Genomic DNA, 21,426 nt, shown 5'->3' with positions numbered 1-21,426 from the left:
ATGCTGCGGCCTACCCGGGGCCGCTGTGCAAACCGCTGGTGCGCGCTGCCGCGATCTCGTATTTTTGACGGCTTGTTCACTTGCCGGTGCCGTGCCCCATGTCAGACCCGTCCGCGCCCGATCATCTGCAACGTAGTCTCTCCAATCGCCACCTGCAGCTGATCGCCATCGGTGGCGCGATCGGCACCGGGCTGTTCATGGGCTCGGGCAAGACGATCAGCCTGGCCGGCCCGTCGATCCTGTTCGTCTATCTGATCATCGGCGCAATGCTGTTCTTCGTGATGCGCGCGATGGGCGAGTTGCTGCTGTCCAACCTGGAGTACAAGTCGTTCATCGACTTCTCCACCGATCTGCTCGGGCCGTGGGCCGGGTTCTTCTGCGGGTGGACGTACTGGTTCTGCTGGATCATCACCGCCATCGCCGACGTCATCGCGATCGCCGCCTACGCGCAGTTCTGGTTCCCCGGGTTGGCGCCGTGGATTCCGGCCATCGCCTGCGTGTTGTTGCTGCTGAGCCTGAACTTGGTGACGGTCAAATTGTTCGGCGAGATGGAGTTCTGGTTCGCGCTGATCAAGATCATCGCCATCTGCGCCTTGATCCTCACCGGCGCCGGGCTGGTGGCCTGGGGCTTCCGCTCGCCGTCGGGCAATGTGGCCTCGCTGTCGAACCTGTGGAACGACGGCGGCATGTTCCCGATGGGCATTGGCGGCTTCTTTGCCGGTTTCCAGATCGCCGTGTTCGCCTTCGTCGGCATCGAGCTGGTCGGCACCACCGCCGCAGAGACTGCCGACCCGCGCCGCAACCTGCCCAAGGCGATCAACTCGATCCCGGTGCGCATCCTGATCTTCTATGTGCTGGCGCTGATCGCGATCATGGCGGTGACGCCGTGGCGTCAGGTGGTGGCCGACAAGAGCCCGTTCGTGGAGCTGTTCGTGCTGGCCGGCGTGCCGGCGGCCGCAAGCCTGATCAACTTCGTGGTGCTGACCTCGGCCACCTCGTCGGCCAACAGCGGCATCTTCTCCACCAGCCGCATGCTCTACGGCCTGGCCGAAGAACAGCATGCGCCCAAGGGCTTTGCCAAGCTTTCGCGTGCAGCGGTGCCGGCACGTGGGCTGCTGTTCTCCTGCGTGTGCCTGTTGCTGGGCGCGATGCTGGTGTACCTGATCCCCAACCTGGTCACTGCGTTCACGCTGGTCACCACCTTGTCGGCAGTGCTCTTCATGTTCGTGTGGTCGCTGATCCTGTGCGCCTACATCGCGTACCGGCGCAAGCGGCCCGAGCAGCACGCGGCCTCGGCGTTCAAGATGCCCGGTGGCGTGTTGATGTGCTACGTGTGCCTGGCGTTCTTCGCCTTCGTCATCGTGCTGCTGACCCTGCAGGCGGACACGCGCCAGGCCTTGCTGGCCAGCCCGGTGTGGTTCCTGATCCTGGCGATCGGTTATGCGGTGAAGCGGCGGCAGACGCGCAGCGGCTGAGCGCGCGGAGCAAGCGAAGACATCCACCGAAGCCCTCACCGAGGCCCCGCACTGCGGGGCCCTGGCGTCTGTGGCTGCACGGCGCCGCGATAAAGGCCACTGGCAGCTAAGCACGCGATGCGCGCGACGTTGACGTGGCTTGGGTGGAACGGGATGCTCGCCGCCATCCATTGCCACGGCCCATCGCATGATCACGACGCACCCCATTGCCGGAACGCAGCACACGCAAGGGTGCTGGGTCGACCTGTGCCAGGCCAGCGCGCAGGAACTAGCGCAGGCCGCAGACAAGGTGGGGTTCGCGCTGCCGGATCGCGCGGTCATCGGCGAGATCGAATTCTCCAGCCGGGTGCGGCGCCAGGGCGAGGTGCTGTTTCTCAACGTGCCGCGCTTTCAGGACGACGATGGCCCGACTGCGCCGCTGGGCTTTGCACTATCGCCGACCATGCTGGTGACCCTGCGCGAACAGCACATGGGCTCGCTGGATGCGGTGGCCGCGCGCCTTGCGCATGCGTCCTGCCATAGCGCCGACGATCTGCTGTTGCGCATCTTCGACCAGCTGGTGGGGCGCCTGGCGGACCGGCTCGAATCGCTGGAAGCCGAGGTCACCGATACCACCCGGCAGGTGTTCGACAACCCGCACAAGACCCGTGATCTGGAACGCATGCTGCATCAGGTCGGAGGCATGGGCCGGCGACTGGGCGGGCTGCACAATGCCGGGCAGGGACTGCTGCGCCTGGTCACCTATCTGGACGACGCCGCGCCGGACTGGTTCGGTGCCGATGCGGCCAAACGCATCGGCTTGCTGCACAAGGACCTGACCACCTTGAGCGAGTTCCAGCAGCACATGGACGACCGCATCGAGTTCCTGCTCGACAGCGTGCTGGGCATGATCAACATGGACCAGAACAACGTGATGAAGGTGATGGCGGTGGCGTCGGTGGTCGGCATCCCGCCGACGGTACTGGTCGGCATCTGGGGCATGAACTTCGCCTACATGCCCGAGCTCAAGTGGCACGACGCGTATTACTGGGCGCTGGGCGTGATCGTGCTGAGCATGCTGGTGCCGCTGGCATGGTTCCGCAAGCGCGGATGGGTGTGATGCACCAGAGCCGGAAACCCGTAGGAGCGCACCAGGGCGCGATGCGGCGTTACCGGCAAGGCCCTCGCGCCCAGGGGCGCTCCTACGAGGTGCCGTCAGCGCACTCATCTGTTGCCTACGGTTGCGTGACTACGCAATGCCAAGCTAGGGCAGCTCGGTAGCTGTGCAGCTCGCGGCAGAATGCAGGAAACCGTAGGAGCGCACCAGGGCGCGATGCGGCGTTATCGGGAAGGCCCTCGCGCCCAGGGGCGCTCCTACGAGTGCCGTCAGCGCAATCATCTGTTGCCTACGGTTGCGTGACTACGCAATGCCAAGCTGGGGCAGCGCGGTAGCTGTGCAGCGCGCGGCAGACTGCAGGAAACCCCGTAGGAGCGCACCTGGGCGCGATGCGGCGTTACCGGGAAGTCCCTCGCGCCCAGGGGGCGCTCCTACAGGGTGGGCTGGGATGCGCAGCTGTCACTGCGCACTGCGCCGTGACTGGAAAACTGCCCAGCTGCGTAGCATGCAACCAGGCGATGCGCATTGTTGATTGCTGCCGGGCGGCCTGGATCAGCCCTTGGCCTGGAAGCTGGCTTCTTCGTACGGCTGCACCACCACCCAGCCTTCGCCGGCAAAGCGCATCTGCAGGCTTTCGCCAGAGCCGCGGCCGAACAGGGTGCCGATCGACACGTCAGTGACCAGCTCCGGGGACAGCGTGCCCGACCAGGCCACGGTGGCGTTGGGGTCGGTGAACACCGGGCCGCTGGCGGCGGTGACCGGCAGGGTCAGCGGCTCGTAGTGCGAGGTGATCGCCACGATGCCGTGGCCGCTCAGGCGCACGTTGAACAGGCCGCCGGACAGCATGCCGGCTACCTTGCGCATCATCGTGATCTTGTGTTGGACGCCGGATTCGAACGCCAGCACGTCGTTGCCGTTGACGAAGATCGCCTCGCCATTCAAACGCAGCAAGGTCACCAGCTTGCCGAGGTCGGCCAGATACACCCGGCCCTGGCCTTCGGCCTTCATCAGCTGCATGCCTTCGCCGCTGACCGCCTTCTTCAGCAGATTGCCCAGGCCCTGTTCCAGCAGCCCCTCGCGGGTGAACTTGACGTTGCCGGTGCGCGCGACCATGGCGCCGGCCTTGGACCACACCATGCCGTCGAGGCGCACTTCCAGCAGATGCGGGTTTTCCAGTTCGAACGGATCGGGGCTGACGTCCTTTTCCTTGGAATGGGCGAGAAATTCGTTGAGCGTGCGTACGGCCATGGGTCCGTCCTGGAGGATGAAAGAGTGCGCATGATACGCGGCAGGCCTGTGCGTCAGCAGCACGTGCAAGCGCTCTTGGGCAGTGGGATGCCGGCGTTACGGTAGTGGCGCAATGCGTCTTGTGCTTCACGCACCACTGCCCGCCAGTCGCTGCAACCCGCAAGAAGCGCTTAAAGTGCGAGTCCTCCGACACCCGCGACCGGCATGACAAAACGATACGCGCTATGGATCTGCGCAGTTCTTCTGGCAGGCGCGGCGGCGTTGCTGGCGAGCTGGTGGTCTGCGCCGGCACCCGATGCGCCGCCGCAGACACAAGGTCCCACGGCAACGCCGCTGGGCTGGAAGGCACAGTTGCAATGGGTTGCCGGCAGCGGTGTGCGTGGCGCAGTGGATGGCCGTGCTGCCGATGCACGGTTTGCCGATCCCTACGGACTGGCGATCGATCCGCACGGCGCGCTGTACATCGCCGATGGCGGCGACAACAACCGCATTCGCAGGCTGCTCGACAACGGCAGCGTGCAGACCGTGGCCGGTGGGCAGGAAGGATTCGCCGATGGCGTTGACGCGGCGGCGGAATTCAATACGCCATCGGGTATCGCCTTCGATACGGCCGGCAATCTCTACATCGCCGACACCGGCAACCATGCGATCCGCAAACGCACGCCACACGGCGTGGTGACCACGCTGGCCGGCGATGGCAGTGCCGGTTTTCGCGACGGTGCCGCTGCGCAGGCACGCTTCAATGGCCCGATCGGCGTGGCGGTGGATGCGCAAGGGCGCGTGTATGTCGCCGATACCTACAACGATCGCATCCGCGTGATCGCGCCAGATGGGCAGGTAAGCACCCTGGCCGGCGGCGCCTTGCCGGGCATGGCCGATGGTGTTGGTGATCAGGCGCGCTTCGATACGCCGACCGACCTCAAGGTGGATGCGCACGGTGTGGTGTGGGTGGCCGACATGCGTAACGACGCGATTCGCCGTATTGCACCGGATAGCAGCGTCAGCACCTTGATCGGTGGCGATCCTGCCGACCTTAGCCCGCTGTTGCATCGCCCGATGACGCTTGCGCTCACCCACGACGGCGTGCTGTACGTGGGCGATGCAAGCGGGCGCGTGCTGCAGGTGACGCGTGCCGGGCATGTGGTGACAATGAGTGGCGAGGACGTGATGCAACGCATGTCGCGCCCGGCGGGGATCGCGGTGGATGCGCAAGGTGCGGTGTGTGTCAGCGATGCCGGCAGCGCACGCGTGCATCGGCTGGTGCCGGCCACTGCGGCGAACGCGAACGCCGCGCCCGTGGTCGGGCCGGCTGCCACGCAGCCGTTGCCCGTCACCCAGGGCCGCTGGCCGTTGCAGCCGCAGGCCGGGTGGCATGAGGTGGTCGGCACGCTTGGCGAGGTGCGTGGCAACTACCAGGGTCTGAGCCGCGATCATCTGCATGCGGGCCTGGATATCCGTGGCGATGTCGGCCAAACCGTGCACGCCATTGCCGATGCCAAAGTTTCCAGCCCGTCCCCGACCTGGGGGGTGGGGCAATTGGGCGAGTGGTTGGCACTGGACACGATCGGCTACACCCATATGCGCGTGGGCCGCACCGCACAAGGGACGCCGCTGGATCCGCAGCGCTTCCATTTGGTGACGGATGTGGATGGCAAGCCCGATCGCATGCGTGTGCTGCGCGGCACGCGTTTCCGTGCCGGAGATGCACTGGGTACGCTCAACGGCATGGCGCATGTGCATCTGACCGCAGGTGCCAACGGCTTCGAACGCAATGCGGTGCAACTGGGCTTTGTCGGTTATGCCGACCATGTGGCGCCGCATATCGACCGGGTGAGTCTGCTCGACTCAGCTGGCCAAGCCTTGCCAATGAACAAAGGCAGGGTGCACGTACCGCTCGGGACTGCGGTGCAGATCGTGGTGGAGGCCTGGGACCAGGTGGATCGCAATCTGCCGCGTCGTCGCCTGGGGCTGTATGCGCTGGGGTATCAGGTGCTGGATGCGCAAGGCGTGCCGCTGGCCGGCGAAGCGGAGCCACGCATGACGATCGTGTTCGATCGCATGCCGGCCGATCCGGCTGCGGTGCTCACCGCCTACGCGCCCGACAGTGGCATCACCGTGCATGGCAGCGCGGTGACGCGCTTCCTCTATCTGGTCACCAACATGGTGCGCGATGGTCGCATCGGCAATGGGCAGTGGCAGGCCGGCGCGCTGCCGCCGGGCGACTACGTACTCCGGATAACCGCGCGTGATTACAGCGGCAATGAGGCGAACGCCAATCGGGATCTACGCGTGCGGGTGGAATGACGCGTACAGCGTTGCGTTGATGATGACATAGCGTATCGGTGACGCATGCGGGGTGCAGGGACCTGTGCATTACCTCGCTGCTATCGAGATTCGATCCACAGACTCACGCCCGGCACTCGGCTGCATCGCACGCTCCGCTACGAAGGCGCGTCGCAAAACGCAGTGCCAACTCGCCTGCACCGTGCTTCTGAGATCGGCGTCGGATTCGTGGCATTGCTGCCGGGCTAGATTGCTCCTACAGAAAACGTCTTTACGTTGTTCAAGGAGTGGGGCGATGCGCGTCGTCGGTGGCAGTCGAGTGGAAGGAGGCTGGTCTGGAATGTCGCTGCGTGGTGGCGCGATCGCGTCGCTGTTGGCCCTGGCCGCTGCTGCCATTGGCTTGCATAGCGCACCTGCGCAAGCGGCAGTGGGGCCAGGTGTGGTGAGCGGTGACACCATCGTGCACGACCCGTCGATGCTCAAGCTGAGCGATGGGCGTTACTACATCTATGCCACTACCGGCGTGGTCACCAGTACCGACCGGACCAAGTTCAGCAATGCGGGCGCGATCTTCAGCAGCATGCCGAGCTGGGTGCGCAGCTACAACCCGGACAACCAGCTGTGGGCACCGGATGTGTCCTTCCACGGCGGCAAGTATCTGATGTATTACACCGCCTCCAAGTTCGCAACCAATACCTCGGCGATTGCGCTTGCCAGCAGCAGCACCGGCAAGCCTGGCTCGTGGAAGGATCAAGGCATCGTCTACACCTCCAAGAGCAGCGACGACTACAACGCCATCGACGGCAATCTGGTGGTGGATGGCAATGGCAAGTGGTGGTTGGCGTTTGGCTCGTTCTGGTCGGGGATCAAGCTGATCCAGCTCGATCCCGGCACCGGCAAGCAGCTGTCCGGCAACACGACGCGCTACAGCCTGGCGAGCCGTCCGTCCCCGGGCGCGGTGGAGGCGCCTTTCATCCAGCAGGCCAATGGCTGGTACTACCTGTTCGTGTCGTTCGATGCGTGCTGCAAGGGCGCCAGCAGCACCTACAAGATTGCGGTGGGACGTGCGCGCTCGGTGACCGGGCCGTACCTGGATCGCGCCGGTGTGGACATGCGCAACGGCGGCGGCACGGTGATCCAGTCCGGGTTGGGCAGCATGCATGGGCCGGGCGGGCAATCGGTGTTCCGCGATGGCGACGGCGACATCCTGGTCTACCACTACTACGACGACCGCGGCGACGCGCGCCTGGGCATCAACCGGCTGGGTTATGACGGCAGCGCATGGCCGGTGGTGCAGTAGCCGCAACCCATCGAACGCGCTGCTGCGCTATGCAATGTCGCAGCGATCAGGCGATGTGTGGTGCAGCGATCCGCCGACGTTGCCGACTGCCACGAGCCGCAAGGCCGCCAGCGCTGCCGAGCAGTGCCCGGCAGCGCTGGCGCACACTCAGCGCGTGGCCGCTTCGGGCTTGCGCACGCGTTTGACGTGCGCCGGCGTGGTCGCTGTGTCCGGATACAGGTTCAACAGCATCAAGGTGACGCCGTTGGTCCAGCCGAAGCCGTCCTGTAGCGCGTATTCGCCGCCGCCACCGCCGGCCGCGTCGGCTTCCAGGCCGTACTTCTCGACCAGCTTGTGCTCGCGCGTGAACAGCGCCTGCACCTGGGTGAGGAAGCGCTCGCCGATGGTGCGCGCCAGCGCGTCTTCGCCGTAACGGCGCAGGCCGTCCACCGCCACCCATTGCAGCGGCGCCCAGCCGTTGGGCTCGTCCCACTGCTGGCCGGTCTTCACTGCGGTGGTGGCCAGGCCACCGGGGCGCAGCAGGCGCGCGCGCACGGTGCTGGCGGTGCGTTTGGCGTGCGCGTCGGTTGCCAGGCCGGTGAACAGCGGATACAGCGCCGCGGCGGTGACCTGATCGCTGAGCTTGCGGGTCTGCCAGTCGTAGTCGGCGTAGTAACCGGCCGCATTCCACAGGTGCGCATCGATGGCCTGCTTGCGGCGCAGTGCCAGCGCCGCGTAGTCCTGCGTGCACTCGGCACCCGGCTGCGCACAGGCCTGGGCCAGGGTGCGCTCCAGGTGATACAGCAGGCTGTTCAGGTCGATCGGCACGATGGCGGTGGTGCGGATGGTGCGCAGGTTCTGCCCATCGGCCAGCCAGCGGCTGGTGTAGTCCCAGCCGCTCTCGGCACCGGCGCGCAGGTCGCGGTAGACCTCGGCGGCCGGGCGGTCGCCGGCCTCGGCGGCGGTGCGGGTGTCGTGCAGCCAGGCTTCCGGGCGCGGGGTGTCGCGCTCGTCCCAGTAGCGGTTGAGCAGGCTGCCGTCGGCCAGACGCACCACATGGCGCGCGGCCTGGCCGGGCTGCAGGTCTTCGCTGCCCTGCATCCAGTAGGCGTATTCCTTCTGCAGCTGCGGCAGGTAGCGCTGGTAAACCGCTTCGCCTTCCACGCCGGCCTGCAGTTCCACCATGTAGGAGAAGAACGGCGGCTGCGAGCGGCTGAGGTAGTAGCTGCGATTGCCGTTGGGGATATGCCCGTAGGTGTCGATCAGGTAGGCGAAGTTGTCCAGCATCTGGCGGCTGAGCGTGGTCTCGCCGCTCTTCACCAGGCCCAGCATGGTGAAGTAGGAATCCCAGTAATACACCTCGCGGAAGCGTCCGCCCGGCACCACGTACGGATGCGGCAGCGCCAGCAGGCTGCTGTAAGGCGGCACGTGGGTCTGGCTGCGCACCAGCTTGGGCCACAGCTCGTCGATGTGTTCGCGCAGCGCGGTGTCCTGGCGGATCGCGTCGGTCTGCACCGGCGGCGACTCTTCGAAATTGGCGTCCACGAACTTGCGCAGGTCAAAGCCGGGGTGATCGTGCTGCGCCAGATAGTCGGCGTTGATCAGCGCCGGGTCGCGCAGCGGCAGAAAGTCGACGAAATGCTTCTGGTCGTCGAACAGCTCGCCGCTCTGCACCGCCTGGAACAGTTCCGGGTAGGCCAGGTCGGGCGTGGGCGGTGTGGCCGCCGGTGCGTTGACGACCGGAGTGTCCATGGGCGCGGCGGTCAGCGTGCAGGGCGCCACGAACATGCTCAGCGACAGGCCAAGCAGCGACGTGCAGCACGGGGGCGCGGCAGAACTCATGGCATCTCCAGAACGGGCAGTGACGTGCGGCATGGTAAACGACCGAAGTGGCGGGCGGGGCCGGACGACGGTGTCGGCAGGCCGACAGGCTTCGCACGGAGACGACTGGATTCAGCAAGGTGATCCGGCGCGGTGCTGCAGGTGGTTGCGCGGGCTGCGTTGCCGATTCAGGCCTATCGGCCCGGATCGAGGCAGCTTGAGCCGCGTGCGGACCGCGTCGGATTGCCGACATCGCTGCAAGATGCGCGCCACAGCGCGCGGCGGGCGCAGCGTGGCGAGCGACGGGCGGGCGGCACTGCCAGTGCATGGCAGCTGGCGAACATGGGGCAGGGCCAGGGCAGGGCGGCCCTGCCCGCCTGACCGATTGCAGCGCGGCGTGGACGCGCCCGGCGGCACGCCGAATAAAGCCAGGTGGCGTGCCGTCTTCGCGCGTCAGCCTTGGCGCGGGCGATCGGCCTGCAGCAAACGCTGCAGCTGTAGCGCGTTGGGCACTGCCAGCCCGGCGGCGGTGTTGTCGAAGATCACCCAGCGTTCCGCCTGCAGCTGCGCCACGTCGTGCGCTGCGCCGCGGACCGCGTCGGCCAGTGTCTGCAGCGCACTGTCGTCGTAGCTGCTGTAGTAGATGCGCGGTGCGCCATGCCAGCGCCAGTACTGCGGGCCGGCTGTCGCACCCGGTGTGGCGGCGTCCGGCACCGGCGCCGGATCGGCGGCGCAGCGTGCGATGCGGTGGCGCGCCAGCAGCGCCTGTGCCTGCGGGAGAAACCAGCTGGCATGGCGCGGTTCGCAGACCACGCCGCCGTCCCAGCGCCGCCGCAGCATGGCGAAAAACCTGGCCGCCACCGGCGCATCGAACACAGCGCTGGGCGGCAGTTGCAGCAGCAGGCAGCCCAATCGCGTGCCCAGCGCACCGGCCTGGGCGAGGAAGGCATCCAGCAACGGACCCACACCCTGCAGGCGTGCATCGTGGCTGATGCTGCGCGGCAGCTGACCGAAAAGCGGAAATCCTCCGGCACGCTGTCGGCCCAGCGTGCGTAGGTACTGGCACGGTGCGGACGATGGAACGAGGAGTTGATTTCCACCGCATCAAAACGTGTGGCGTAGCGCTGCAAGACGCTGGCACCATCGCCGAATGCAGCGCGGTCGGCGGCCGGAATCGACCAGCCTGCGCAGCCACAGCGCACGCGCGGCACGGCGATGGATGAACGAGCCTGCATGAGGTGTACGCAAGACGGGTGGGCAGCACTCTATGCATGCGCGCGTGTCAGCGTTGCGTGTGCACTGCGCTCACGGCCGACTCACCGACGACTTCGATACTGGGCGCATGCCAGAAGGTCCTTCCCTTGTCATCCTGCGCGAGCAGACCGAAGCGTTTGTCGGCCGCAAGATCCTGCGCGTGTCCGGCAACAGCAAGCAGGACATCGCCCGGCTGGAGCAGCAAAAGGTGCTGGCGTTACGCAGCTGGGGCAAGCACTTCCTGATCGAGTGCGCGCAGTTCAGCGTGCGCATCCACTTTCTGTTGTTCGGCAGTTATCGCATCGACGAAGACAAGCCGAATGCGGTGCCGCGTCTGCGCCTGGAGTTTTCCAAGGGCCAGCGGTTGAATTTCTACGCCTGCTCGGTGCAGTTCATCGAGCGCCCGCTGGACGAGGTCTATGACTGGACGGCGGATGTCATGAACCCGCACTGGGATGGCGCGCAGGCACGGCGCAAGTTGCGCGCCGCACCCGGCATGCTTGCCGCCGATGCGTTGCTGGACCAGACCATCTTTGCCGGCGTCGGCAACATCATCAAGAACGAAGTGCTGCATCGCATCCGTGTGCATCCGGAAAGCACAATAGGCGCATTGCCGGCGCGCAAGCTCGGCGAGCTGGTCACCCAGGCGCGCGATTACAGTTTCGACTTCTACACCTGGAAAAAAGCCTTCGTGCTGAAGAAGCATTATCAGGTGCATACCAAGACCAGCTGCCCGCGCGATGGCGCGCCGCTGCAGTATCGAAAGCATCTGGGCAAGGCCGGGCGGCGGGCGTTCTTCTGCGAGGTCTGCCAGCGGCTGTACCGCCCGGAGGATGGCTGAGCTACGTGCGGCCCGCACCTGCGCAGGCCGTCATCGACCGGATGTTGGCTGGACGCCCGCCGCCACGGCACACAGGAGCCATGCCGACGGTGCAACCGCAGCGGCTGTCGGCAAGCGCCGGACGTCGGTCGCCGTGTTCGCTAATGTGAATGGCGGCTGGCGCCTGCGGCCCAGACAACGAATTTCAAACGCGCGCAGACGCCACGCCCGCTAGATTTGCGCGTCCTGCATCGGGTTCACGGTGCGGCGTGCGCATCTCTCATCTATCGGTCTCCCGCATTGTGATTACCCGCAGGAAGGAAACGCTTGTCCCGCATGTCGCCGCTGTCGCATGCACGGGCGCCATCCTGTTCTTTCTTGCCTGCCTGTTGCTGTATATGCCACCGCCGCGCAACACCGTGCGACACGACGACAGCTTGCAGGTGTATTTCGTGCCGCGCCCGCAGTTGACCCTGCCGGCGCCGGTAACACCGCCGCAGCAACGCGATTCCACACAGCGCGCTGCGCCGGCCGCGGCCTCTGCCGCGCGCAGTGCGCCACCGCCGACACGCACCCCACCGCCGCAGCGGCAGGTGGCGGCCGCCAACGCGCCGGCTGGCGAATCGATGGCGGCCCAGCTCTACACCCGCGAAGGCCGCGTGCGCATGCCGCGCGATGCGCAGGTCGACCCGATGGCGCAGGCAGACGCTGCAGTGCCGCCGGGCATGGCCGACGAACGCGCGCAGGCCAAGGCGCGCAATGTGATGGAGCGGGTCAACCCGGTGCAGTACCAGGACACGCGCTTTGCCAAGGACTGGAAGAGCGATGGCACGCTGGGCGATGTGGCGATGCAGGAAATGAATCGCGGCATGAAGAAGTTCAACGACATGCTCAACGGGCCGCAGACGCAGGTGGCCAAGGCGCGACCACCGCCGGATGTGCGCTTCAACCCCGCGCTGGCGGGCAATCAGGCCGAGATGGGCAGCGAGGCGACCGGCGACGCCTACAAGGCTGCGCCGATCGCGCACGAGACGCCGCCCGATCTCAAGGGCGAAGCCAGCCGTCGTATCCGCGAGGCGCTGGCAGCGCTGGAGCAACGCAGCGCGCGGTGCGATGCGTCCAAACGCAAATCCCTGTTGTCGCCGGTACGCACGCACCTGGGCGATCTGGAACGTGCCGAGCACGCCTTGAACAACGGCGCCGACCCGGTGATGGCCGCGCAACTGCTGCCGCGCCAGGCCGACAGCGCCTACGATCTGGCCCGCCGCGCGCTGTGGTACGCGGACCGCCAGTTGAAGCAGTGTGCGATCGGGTGAGTGGGGCGGTGAATGCGTGTGGGTGCAGCTGGCCAGCAGTGGCGAGCAAAACCTCTCTGACGCTTTATCGAGGGCGGCAACGTATCGGCCACACTCGCACCGTTGACGCGTGACGGCGAGTGCGCGGTGCCCTCACCGCTTGCGGCACACGCCGTGAATCCGTCCATGGCGTCTCCCTGACGGCATCCACGACAAGGGTCCCGCAATCGTCGAGGGCACCGCGCCAGAGAGTTGATTGGTTGCCTCGTTTAAAACCATGCACGCCGACCATCTTGGCTGGTCCTTGCGCGCCCACCGTCGCGGAACCTTACGCGGCATGGATGCCGCGTAAGAGCCTACACGGATGTACTTGCGGCGTGTCCTGCGAGGGTGGGCGGGCAAGGGCCCTGCAGCCAAACCTGGCGTTGGTAACTGATCGGATACGCCGTAATCCAGACGCCGCGTCATGTCGTGCTTGTAACCATACACACCGACCACCTCGACTGGTCCTTGCCCGCCCACCATCGCGGGACCTTACGCGGCATGGATGCCGCGTAAGCGCCCACACGGACGTACTTGCGGCGTGTCCTGCGATGGTGGGTGGGCAAGGGCCCTGCAGCCAAACCGCAGATCCGCAGCTCTGCACCCGACTCGCCCACACCGCTCAATCACCTGGTCGCCGCGCGACGTGGAAGTGGACGAGCGAGGGAGGTGTTGTGGTCGGAGACAGCCAGGAGCGATGGAAGCTTGCACGCCAAGCGCGCCGCACGAGCGCGTGGCAACCGCACCCTCATCCGGCGCTGCGCGCCACCTTCTCCCGGTGGGAGAAGGGAAGCGTCCCGACAGGAATTGAAGACGTAAGGCAGTCTTCGTCAGATATCGCGAACAGAACCCCCCTCCCGCCGGGGCGAGAAGGCACGGCTCTCGCGGCGAGGGCGCGTGTGCCTTGGAGCACCCGCGACGCAAGCGCGGTTGGAGGCGCGCAGCAGGAGTTGTGAGGGCACGTCCATGAAACGGCGGATCAGCCGGCAGCCGGACGGTCGCCCCGCGCTACATCAAGCGCTGAGTCCGTCCTGCGTCAGACTCTGCCGATAGCGGTCTTTCTCGACACTCAGCGCGACTTCCGCACGCAGGAACACCTGCCCGATCGGCTCGTCGCCACGGGTTGCCTGCGCCTGGCCGATCAGCACCGTGAGCCCGTGCACATGCTGCTGCTGGGCGATGTCGCGCAGGCGCTGCAGCTTCTGTTCGGCATCGGGGCCGCGCAGCACGGCGATGAATTCGGCGCTGTCGGTCACGCGGTCCACGCTGTCGCCGTTGGCTTGCGCCTGCGCGGCCAGGGACTGGTCGAGCTGTTGCAAGGCGCGGCCCAGGAGCCGCTCGCTCTGTTTTTCGGCCAGCGCGGCCAGCTCCTGCACTTCCAGGATCACCAGGCAATAACCGATGTCGGCGGCCACCGGGACGGCCGCCGGTGCCACCGGCTGCAGGATTGCCTCGCGCTCGAGCTGCAACTGGCGTTTGCGCTCGTCCAGCAGGCGCATGGTGACGCGCGCCAATGCCTGCAGCCCGGTGCGTTGAATGTCGGTGAGCGTGCGCGGCTCGGTGTCGAGTACGCAGACGGTGCCCAATGCCACGCCATCGGAGGTGACCAGCGGCATGCCGGCATAGAAGCGCGCGCCGGTCTCGCCGGTGACGACCGAGACATCGGCAAAGCGGCTGTCCTGGGTGAGGTCGCGCACTTCCATCAATTGTTCGGGGCTGCGGATGGCGTGATCGCACACTGCCTGGCTGCGGTCGGTCTGCTGCATGCCCAGGCCGAGCTGGGCCTTGAACCATTGGCGGTCGCGATCGACCAGCGACATCAGTGCGATTGGTGTGTTGCACAGCGAGGCCGCCACCTGCACCACGTCCTGGTAGGTGTCCTCGGGCAGGCTGTCGACGATGCGATAGCCGTCCAGGACCTGTTGGCGGGAGGCTTCGTCAGCCGGGGGCATTTGCTTCATCGAATAAGCCAGGCAAGCGCGAGCGAGAAAGATGTAACGATACCGGCACCGCCGATAACGCGGCGTGGATTTGCCATCCGCCCGAGCACGGCCTGCAGGGCGGATTCAGATCCGCATCCCCGTCGCGCTGCGCAAGCTAGGGGACATGCAACCGGCGGACTGAAGCGCCGGCGCAAGATTTCAAACCCGAGTGCGATGCCTGCGCATTGCACGCAGGAACCGGGGACTCATACGCACACGCACCATTGCGTACCACGCATGTGGAAACGGCGCGGCTCGAAGGCCGCGCCGTCGGTGTGTGGCTGACCAGCCTCAGCGCTTGACCGGCTTGCCGTCCACGTCCAGTACCTGCACCTCGCCCAGCTTGAGCGCACGCACCGGGGCTTCGATCTTCTTCAGGTCGCCCACGATCACCCAGGTCATCGCGTTGGGCGCGATGATTTGCTTGATGGCCTTCTGCGCGGCTGGCTGGTCGATCGCTTCCAGGCGCGGCTTGAGCGTCTGCACGTAATCGTCGGGGCGGTCGAACTGCACGATGCCTTCGATCGCACCCAGCACCGCGCCGGTGGTTTCGAAGCTGCCGGGCAGGGCGCGGATGCGCTGGTTCTTGATCTTCTCGATCTCGTCGGTGGTCAGCGGCTTGTCGCCGATGATCGCGGTGGCTTCCTTGAGGATCTCGTTGGCCGACTCGGCGGTCTTGTCGGTCTGTACCGGCGCGGAGAACATGTATGGCCGCTGGCCCTGCGCATCCAGCATGCGGGTGCCGGCACCGTAGGCCCAGCGCTTGTTCTCGCGCAGGTTCATGTTCAGGCGCGAGGTGAAGGTGCCGCCGAAGGCGCCGTTGGCCACGCCGATCGCCAGGTTGTCCGGCGCCTTGGTGGACGGTGCGAGCAGGCCGGCCAGAATCACCGACTGCGGCGCATCCGGGCGGTTGATCAGGTACACGCGCGGCTTGGGCTGCGCGGCGACCTGGACCAGGTTCTTCTTCGGCAAGGACATGGCAGGGGCCTTCCAGTCGCCGAAGGCGGCATCGAGCTGCGGGATGATCTGCGCCAGCGTGGTGTCGCCGGCGACCAGGATGCGCAGGTTGTCCGGACGCAGCCACTGGCGGTGGAAGGCCTGCAGGTCCTGGGCGTTGAGGCTCTTGATCGCCGCCTCGGTGCCGCTGCCGGTGAGCGGGATGCCGTAGGGGTGGCTCTGGCCGAACAGCAACGGCGGCAACGCGCGCAGTGCCAGGCTGTTGGGCTGGGTCTTTTCCTGCGCGATGCCGGCCAACCACTGGCCGCGGATGCGCTCGATGTCGGCCGCCTTGAAGGCCGGGTTGCGCACGATGTCGGAGAACAGCTGCAGCGACGGCTGCAGCTGGTCGTTGAGTGCATCCAGCGAGGCGCTGCAGCTGTCCAGATCGCAGCCGACCGCCGTGATGGCGCCCAGGCGCTGGCGACGCTGCGCCACTTCCACCGAATCCAGCGCGGCGGTGCTCTCGTTCATCAGCGCGGCGCTGAAGCTGGCGGTCCCGAGCTTGTTGCCCTGGTCGGCCGCATACCCGGCATCGAACAGCAGCTCCACCTGGGTGACCGGGATGGTGTGGCGCTCGGCCAGGATCACCTCGATGCCGTTCTTCAACTTGCCGCGCTGCAGCTGCGGGAAGCTCAGGTCGGGGAACTGGCTGGTCTGCGGCACGCCCTTGCTGCGGTCCAGCGTGGAGGCGGTGACGGTGTACTTGCCGGCGGCCGGCAGCCTGGGTGCCGGCTTGCCGGGTTCGTCGCCACGCGCGACCACTGCCTTGTCTTCGGCGGCGGGGTCGAAATCCTTGCCGGCCGGCAGCACCGTAAGCAGATAGTCGCCCTTGCCGAACCAGGTGGCGGCGGTCTGCTTGACGCTGTCCACGGTGGCGGCCTGGCCGCGCTGCAGATCCTGCTTGTAGGCGCCCGGGTCGCCACGGTAGACCTGACCCTCGGCCAGGATCACCGCCTTGCCGCCGAAGCCGCCGACCTTTTCCAGCCCGCGCACGAAGCCGGCGCGGTAGGCCACCTGCGCGCGTTGCAGTTCGTCGGCGGTCGGGCCCTGGGCGATGAACTTCTTGAGCTCCTCGTCGATGATCGCCTCGACCTTGGCCGGGTCCACGCCGTCCTTCACGTCGGCCTGGATCTGTACCTGGCTGGACAGCGCGAACGGCTGGATCGCCGCTGATACGTCATCGACCAGATTGTCCTGGTAGACCAGGCGCTGATACAGCCGCGAGGTCTTGCCGCCGCCGAGCACGGTGGTGGCCAGGTCCAGCTGGATCGCCGCATCGCTGCCCAGCTGCGGTGCGGCCCAGGTGCGGTAGATGCGCGGCTGCGAGACGTGGTCGTGCTGCACGCCACGCTTCTGCGCGGCCAGCGGGGTCACCCACGGCTGCTGGCGCGCCACCGGCTTGCCGGACGGGATGTCGCCGAAATACTGCAGCGCCTTGGCGCGCGCCTGCGCCACGGTGATGTCGCCGGCCAGCACCAGGGTGGTGTTGGCGGCGCCGTAGTTGTCGTTGAACCACTGTTTGACGTCGGCCAGCGAGGCCGCGTCCAGATCTTCCATCGAGCCGATGGTGTCGTGCTGGTACGGGTGGTTGGCCGGGAACAGGTTGGACAGGATGTTCTGGTCCACGCGGCCATAGGGACGGTTTTCGCCCTGGCGCTTCTCGTTCTGCACCACGCCGCGCTGGGTATCGAGTTCTTCCTGGCCGATCGCGCCGAGCAGGTGGCCCATGCGGTCCGATTCCAGCCACAACGCGGTGTCCAGCGCAGTGGTCGGCACGGTCTCGAAATAGTTGGTGCGATCGAACCAGGTGGTGCCGTTCATGTCGGTGGTGCCGACCTTTTCCAGCGGCGCGAAGAAGCTGCCCTTATTGTTCTCCGAGCCGGAGAACATCAGATGCTCGAACAGATGCGCAAAGCCGGTCTTGCCGGCCGGCTCGTCGCCGGAACCGATGTGGTACCAGATGCTCACCGCCACCACCGGCGCCTTGTGATCCTCGTGCACGACCACGGTCAGGCCATTGGGCAGGGTGAAGCGGGTGTAGCCGATCTCGGGAATGGCACTGCTGGCCGCGGGCTTGGACAGGCTGGCCGGGGCGGCTGCGACGGCGGGAACAACGGCACCGGCGGCGACGCCGAGCATACCGGCGATCAACAGGGACAGCGGACGCAGCATGTGACACTCCAGAGCAGGACAATCGGCCGAGGGTAGTGGCTACCTGGCGGCCTCGCAAATGCTGTCCGGCAGGGGGGCGCCATGCGCGGCTGCCGGCAGGGCGGTGCGACGGGGTGCTGACTGCGGCGCCGGCCGGGCACAACCGCCGGCCAGTCAGCCAGTCAGCAAGCAGGCCCGGCCGCAAGCGCTCAAGTTGATCATCGCCTCGCCGTTACCTGGGGCGACCTACCTTGCCCAGACGTTGCCCACCGATCACGCCATGACCGTCCTGTTGCCGCCCGTGCCCATTCCCGCCGACGACGCCTTGCGCGTGGAAGCGGTGCGTCGGTTGGGGGTGCTGGATACCGAGCCGGAGGCCGAATTCGACGATATCGCGTGGCTGGCCGCACACATCACCGGCGCCCCGATGGCGATCGTGTCGCTGCTGGACGCCGACCGCCAGTGGTTCAAGGCGCGCTGCGGCACCGATCTGGAAGGCACCCCGCGCAGCGTGTCGTTCTGCTCCTATGCGGTGATGGGGACCGAGCTGCTGGAAGTGCCAGACGCCGAGGCCGACCCACGCTTCGCGCTCAACCCGCTGGTCACTGCCGCGCCGGGCATTCGCTCGTATGTGGGTGTGCCGCTGGTCGGCAGCGAAGGCTATGCCTACGGCACCTTGTGCACACTCAGTACCCGATCGCGCGTGCTCGACGAGAACCAGAAACAAGGGCTGATCCGTCTGGCGCGTCAGGCCGTCAGTCAACTGGAGGCGCGCCGCGACCGGCTGGCCGCGCAAGCGCAGCGGCAGACCCTGAGCCGTTTGCTGGAAGCCATGCCCGACGGCGTGGTGTCCTGCGACAGCGATGGGTTGCTGCGTGAATTCAACCACGCCGCACGGCAATGGCACGGTACCGATCCGCGCCTGTTGCCGCCGACGCAATGGGCGCAGCACTTCGATCTCTACAACGCCGACGGCAGCGCGCTGCTGCCCACCGAGGCCATTCCGCTGGTGCGCGCCTGGGCCGGCGAGCATGTGCGCAATGCCGAGATGGTGATCCGCGCCACCGGCCAGCCAGCACGCAGCGTGCTGTGCAACGCGGACCCGGTGGTCAGCGACCAGGGCGCTGCCCTGGGTGCGGTGTGCGTGATGCACGACATCACCGAACTGCGCGATGCCTCGGCTGCGCTGGCGGGCGAACGCGCACGCCTGCAGTCGTTGGTGGATGCCTCGCAGGATGTGGCGATCATCGCCTTCGATCCGAACGGGCGCGTGGAATTGTTCAATCCCGGCGCCGAGCGCCTGCTGGGCTACGCGGCGGAGGAGGTGTTGGGGAGCTGCCCGGCACGGTTCCATCTGCCGGCCGAGCTGGAGCGGCACATGGCCACGCTGGCCTTGTCGCCGCCGTCGTATACCAAGCTGGCCGCCGCAGCCGCAGGCGATGTGCTCGAAGAAGAAATCTGGACCCTGGTGCGCAAAGACGGTGGACTGCGGCGCGTGCGCCTGTGTTTCAACATCATCCACGACGCGCAGCAGGGGGCGTCCGGCTACCTGGCAATGGCCATCGACGTCACCGCCGAGCTGCAGGCGCAGGCCGCCGCGCAGCTGGCGGCCGAGCACTTCCGCGGTGCGTTCGAAACCGCCCCACAGGGCATGGCGATCGTCTCGCTGGATGGCGACTGGCGCGACGTCAACCCGTCGCTGTGCAGCATCCTGGGATACCCGCGCGAGCAGCTGTTACGCACTACCTTCCAGACCATCACCCATCCGGACGATCTGGACATGGACCTGCGCCTGGTGCAGGAACTGATCGACGGCAAACGCGACAGTTACAGCCTGGCCAAGCGCTACATCAGCCAGCAGGGCGCGGTGATCTGGGCGCAGCTGTCGGTATCGCTGGTGCGCGACAGCAGCGGCGCGCCGGTGCATTTCGTCTCGCAGATCCAGGACGTCACCGAACGCCATGTCGCTGCCGAACGCCTGGCCGAAAGCGAAGCGCGGCTGCGCGCGATCAGCGACGCCACGCCCACCCTGGTGGGGCACTACGATGCCGCGCAGCGTTGCCTGTTCGCCAACCAGGCGCATCGCGACTGGCTCGGCGTGGAGCCGGCCAGTCTGGTCGGCTGCGCGATCACCCAGGTGCTGGGCGAAGAGCTCGGTGCGGAGGCACGCGCCGCGCTGGCGCAGGTGAGCGCCGGGCAGCGCGCCCACTTCGAACACGTCCTGCGTGGCGGCGCGACACCGCGCGATGTGGAAATCACCCTGGTGCCGGAAATGCAGGGCACGGCGACGCAGGCGCAGGGATTCTTCCTGATGGCGCAGGATGTCACCGCGCACAAGACCCTGCATCGGCTGATGCACGAGCGCGCGACCCGCGACGCCCTGACCGGCCTGCCCAATCGCCACGCCTGGTCCGAGGCGCTGCAGGTTGCGGTGACCCAGGCGCAACAGCAGCAGTGCGCGGTCGCGGTGATGTTCCTGGATCTGGACGGCTTCAAACGCATCAACGATGTCCACGGCCACCGCGCCGGCGACGCGGTGCTGGTCGCCTTCGGCCGCTGCCTGCAGCAGGCGGCCGAAGGCCGCTATCTGGTGGCACGCCTGGCCGGCGACGAATTCGTGGTGCTGCTGGACAACCTGCAGGATCCGCAGACCGAATGCGCCGCCGTGGCAGACCGGATCCGCGCCGCATCGGCAGCGGGTGCCGTGTTCGGTGAGCAACATCTGCCGATCCGGTCCAGCATCGGCGTCGCCTGGCAACACGGCCAGCAGGCCGACGCTGCCAGCCTGATGCATGCGGCAGACGAAGCGATGTACGCCGTCAAACGCGCCCGCTGCGGCAACCACACCGCCACCACCGGACGCGACGCCGCGCGCTGACGCCGTGCATGCGGCAACACTTCCTTCTCCAGCCGGAGAAAGCACGCGCAGGGCGAACGCGACTAGGACTTACCCATAAAGCCGCGTCAATCAGAGGCACTCCCTTCTCCCCCCGGGAGAAGGTGCCCGCAGGGCGGATGAGGGTACGGCCTACCCGTAAAACCGCGTCAATCGCATCGATAAATGCACACTAACCACGAGGTTGAGGCCCATCATCTCGGTCGTCTGGAGAGGCGATGCAAGGGTATGGACGCATCGATTGCAGAGCGATGATCTGAAGCATGGCTGCAGGGCCCTTGCCCGCCCACCATCGCAGGACACGCCGCAAGTACGTCCATGTAGGCTCTTACGCGGCATCCATGCCGCGTAAGGTCCCGCGACGGTGGGCGGGCAAGGACCCGTCGGGATGGTCGTTGTGCATGGTTACAGGCAGCGCATGACGTGGGGTGTTTGGACTGCGGCGCATACGGTCGGTTGCCAACGCTAGATGATCGACAAGCAAGTTTTCGCTAGGCCACCGACCAATTCCCTGGCGCGGTGTCCTCGCCGATTGCGGGACCCTTGGCGGCATGGATGCCGCCAAGGAGCCTCCACGCACGGATTCACGGCGTGTCCCGCGAGCGGTGAGGACATCGCGCGCTCGACTCGCCGAGCGTTTGACTTAAGTATCTAATCACGCCTCAACGCCGCCGCGATTCGAAGCTTTGGTTGCTCTACGCATTGCGCTTCGACTGGCGTGGACAATACGGATAGTTCAGTTGCAGAGCGATGATCTGCGGCTTGGCTGCAAGGCCCTTGCCCGC

At 66.6% G+C, this 21,426-nt stretch carries 11 protein-coding genes and 1 pseudogene; 7 read left to right on the top strand and 5 right to left on the bottom strand.

Annotation, left to right across the window (positions count from 1 at the left end; all coding sequences use genetic code 11):
• Positions 1–98 precede the first annotated feature (98 nt).
• Both cycA and XarjCFBP7645_RS18545 read left to right on the top strand, forming a co-directional pair.
• Positions 99–1,475, top strand: coding sequence for a D-serine/D-alanine/glycine transporter (gene cycA / locus XarjCFBP7645_RS18550; RefSeq protein WP_104538633.1), 1,377 nt, complete (start codon positions 99–101; stop codon positions 1,473–1,475).
• Between the two features lie 187 nt (positions 1,476–1,662).
• Positions 1,663–2,574, top strand: coding sequence for a CorA family divalent cation transporter (locus XarjCFBP7645_RS18545; protein WP_104538632.1), 912 nt, complete (start codon positions 1,663–1,665; stop codon positions 2,572–2,574).
• Positions 2,575–3,123: 549 nt separating this feature from the next.
• On the opposite strand, the gene XarjCFBP7645_RS18540 is transcribed toward XarjCFBP7645_RS18545, so the two are convergent.
• On the bottom strand, positions 3,124–3,819 hold the full coding sequence (locus XarjCFBP7645_RS18540) for an AIM24 family protein (protein WP_104538631.1): 696 nt from the start codon (positions 3,817–3,819) through the stop codon (positions 3,124–3,126).
• A gap of 204 nt (positions 3,820–4,023) precedes the next feature.
• Between XarjCFBP7645_RS18540 and XarjCFBP7645_RS22115 the strand changes: the two genes are divergently transcribed.
• Entirely contained in the window at positions 4,024–6,123 is a 2,100-nt protein-coding gene (locus XarjCFBP7645_RS22115; protein ID WP_104538630.1) for an NHL repeat-containing protein, read from the top strand.
• A gap of 319 nt (positions 6,124–6,442) precedes the next feature.
• On the top strand, positions 6,443–7,402 hold the full coding sequence (locus XarjCFBP7645_RS18530) for an arabinan endo-1,5-alpha-L-arabinosidase (protein ID WP_104538629.1): 960 nt from the start codon (positions 6,443–6,445) through the stop codon (positions 7,400–7,402).
• A gap of 147 nt (positions 7,403–7,549) precedes the next feature.
• Here XarjCFBP7645_RS18530 and treA read toward each other — a convergent pair whose 3' ends face one another.
• On the bottom strand, positions 7,550–9,223 hold the full coding sequence (gene treA / locus XarjCFBP7645_RS18525) for an alpha,alpha-trehalase TreA (protein WP_104538628.1): 1,674 nt from the start codon (positions 9,221–9,223) through the stop codon (positions 7,550–7,552).
• 432 nt (positions 9,224–9,655) lie between these two features.
• Positions 9,656–10,437 (bottom strand): annotated as a pseudogene (locus XarjCFBP7645_RS18515) (DUF72 domain-containing protein).
• A 107-nt stretch (positions 10,438–10,544) separates the two neighbouring features.
• Here XarjCFBP7645_RS18515 and XarjCFBP7645_RS18510 point away from each other — a divergent pair.
• Positions 10,545–11,297, top strand: a complete 753-nt coding sequence (locus XarjCFBP7645_RS18510) for a DNA-formamidopyrimidine glycosylase family protein (protein ID WP_104538627.1) — start codon at positions 10,545–10,547, stop codon at positions 11,295–11,297.
• Between the two features lie 281 nt (positions 11,298–11,578).
• Positions 11,579–12,592, top strand: a complete 1,014-nt coding sequence (locus XarjCFBP7645_RS18505; RefSeq protein ID WP_181126382.1) for a hypothetical protein — start codon at positions 11,579–11,581, stop codon at positions 12,590–12,592.
• A gap of 1,034 nt (positions 12,593–13,626) precedes the next feature.
• Here XarjCFBP7645_RS18505 and XarjCFBP7645_RS18495 read toward each other — a convergent pair.
• Complete coding sequence (locus tag XarjCFBP7645_RS18495) at positions 13,627–14,574, bottom strand: GAF domain-containing protein (RefSeq protein WP_104538626.1); 948 nt, start codon at positions 14,572–14,574, stop codon at positions 13,627–13,629.
• 312 nt (positions 14,575–14,886) lie between these two features.
• Positions 14,887–17,766, bottom strand: coding sequence for a M16 family metallopeptidase (locus tag XarjCFBP7645_RS18490; RefSeq protein WP_104538625.1), 2,880 nt, complete (start codon positions 17,764–17,766; stop codon positions 14,887–14,889).
• A gap of 193 nt (positions 17,767–17,959) precedes the next feature.
• Between XarjCFBP7645_RS18490 and XarjCFBP7645_RS18485 the strand changes: the two genes are divergently transcribed.
• Positions 17,960–20,623 (top strand): PAS domain S-box protein, encoded by a 2,664-nt coding sequence (locus XarjCFBP7645_RS18485; protein ID WP_104538624.1) that lies wholly within the window; start codon positions 17,960–17,962, stop codon positions 20,621–20,623.
• Positions 20,624–21,426: the final 803 nt, after the last annotated feature.

This window comes from Xanthomonas arboricola (assembly GCF_002940665.1).
GTDB lineage: Bacteria > Pseudomonadota > Gammaproteobacteria > Xanthomonadales > Xanthomonadaceae > Xanthomonas > Xanthomonas arboricola_B.
This window is presented reverse-complemented; position numbering and strand designations above follow the sequence as displayed.

Coding starts and splice junctions, on each gene's coding strand:
- XarjCFBP7645_RS22115 (WP_104538630.1), top strand. CDS start 4,024: ATGACAAAACGATACGCGCTATGGATCTGCGCAGTTCTTCTGGCAGGC.
- XarjCFBP7645_RS18510 (WP_104538627.1), top strand. CDS start 10,545: ATGCCAGAAGGTCCTTCCCTTGTCATCCTGCGCGAGCAGACCGAAGCG.
- XarjCFBP7645_RS18540 (WP_104538631.1), bottom strand. CDS start 3,819: ATGGCCGTACGCACGCTCAACGAATTTCTCGCCCATTCCAAGGAAAAG.
- cycA (WP_104538633.1), top strand. CDS start 99: ATGTCAGACCCGTCCGCGCCCGATCATCTGCAACGTAGTCTCTCCAAT.
- XarjCFBP7645_RS18530 (WP_104538629.1), top strand. CDS start 6,443: ATGTCGCTGCGTGGTGGCGCGATCGCGTCGCTGTTGGCCCTGGCCGCT.
- treA (WP_104538628.1), bottom strand. CDS start 9,223: ATGAGTTCTGCCGCGCCCCCGTGCTGCACGTCGCTGCTTGGCCTGTCG.
- XarjCFBP7645_RS18545 (WP_104538632.1), top strand. CDS start 1,663: ATGATCACGACGCACCCCATTGCCGGAACGCAGCACACGCAAGGGTGC.
- XarjCFBP7645_RS18490 (WP_104538625.1), bottom strand. CDS start 17,766: ATGCTGCGTCCGCTGTCCCTGTTGATCGCCGGTATGCTCGGCGTCGCC.
- XarjCFBP7645_RS18495 (WP_104538626.1), bottom strand. CDS start 14,574: ATGAAGCAAATGCCCCCGGCTGACGAAGCCTCCCGCCAACAGGTCCTG.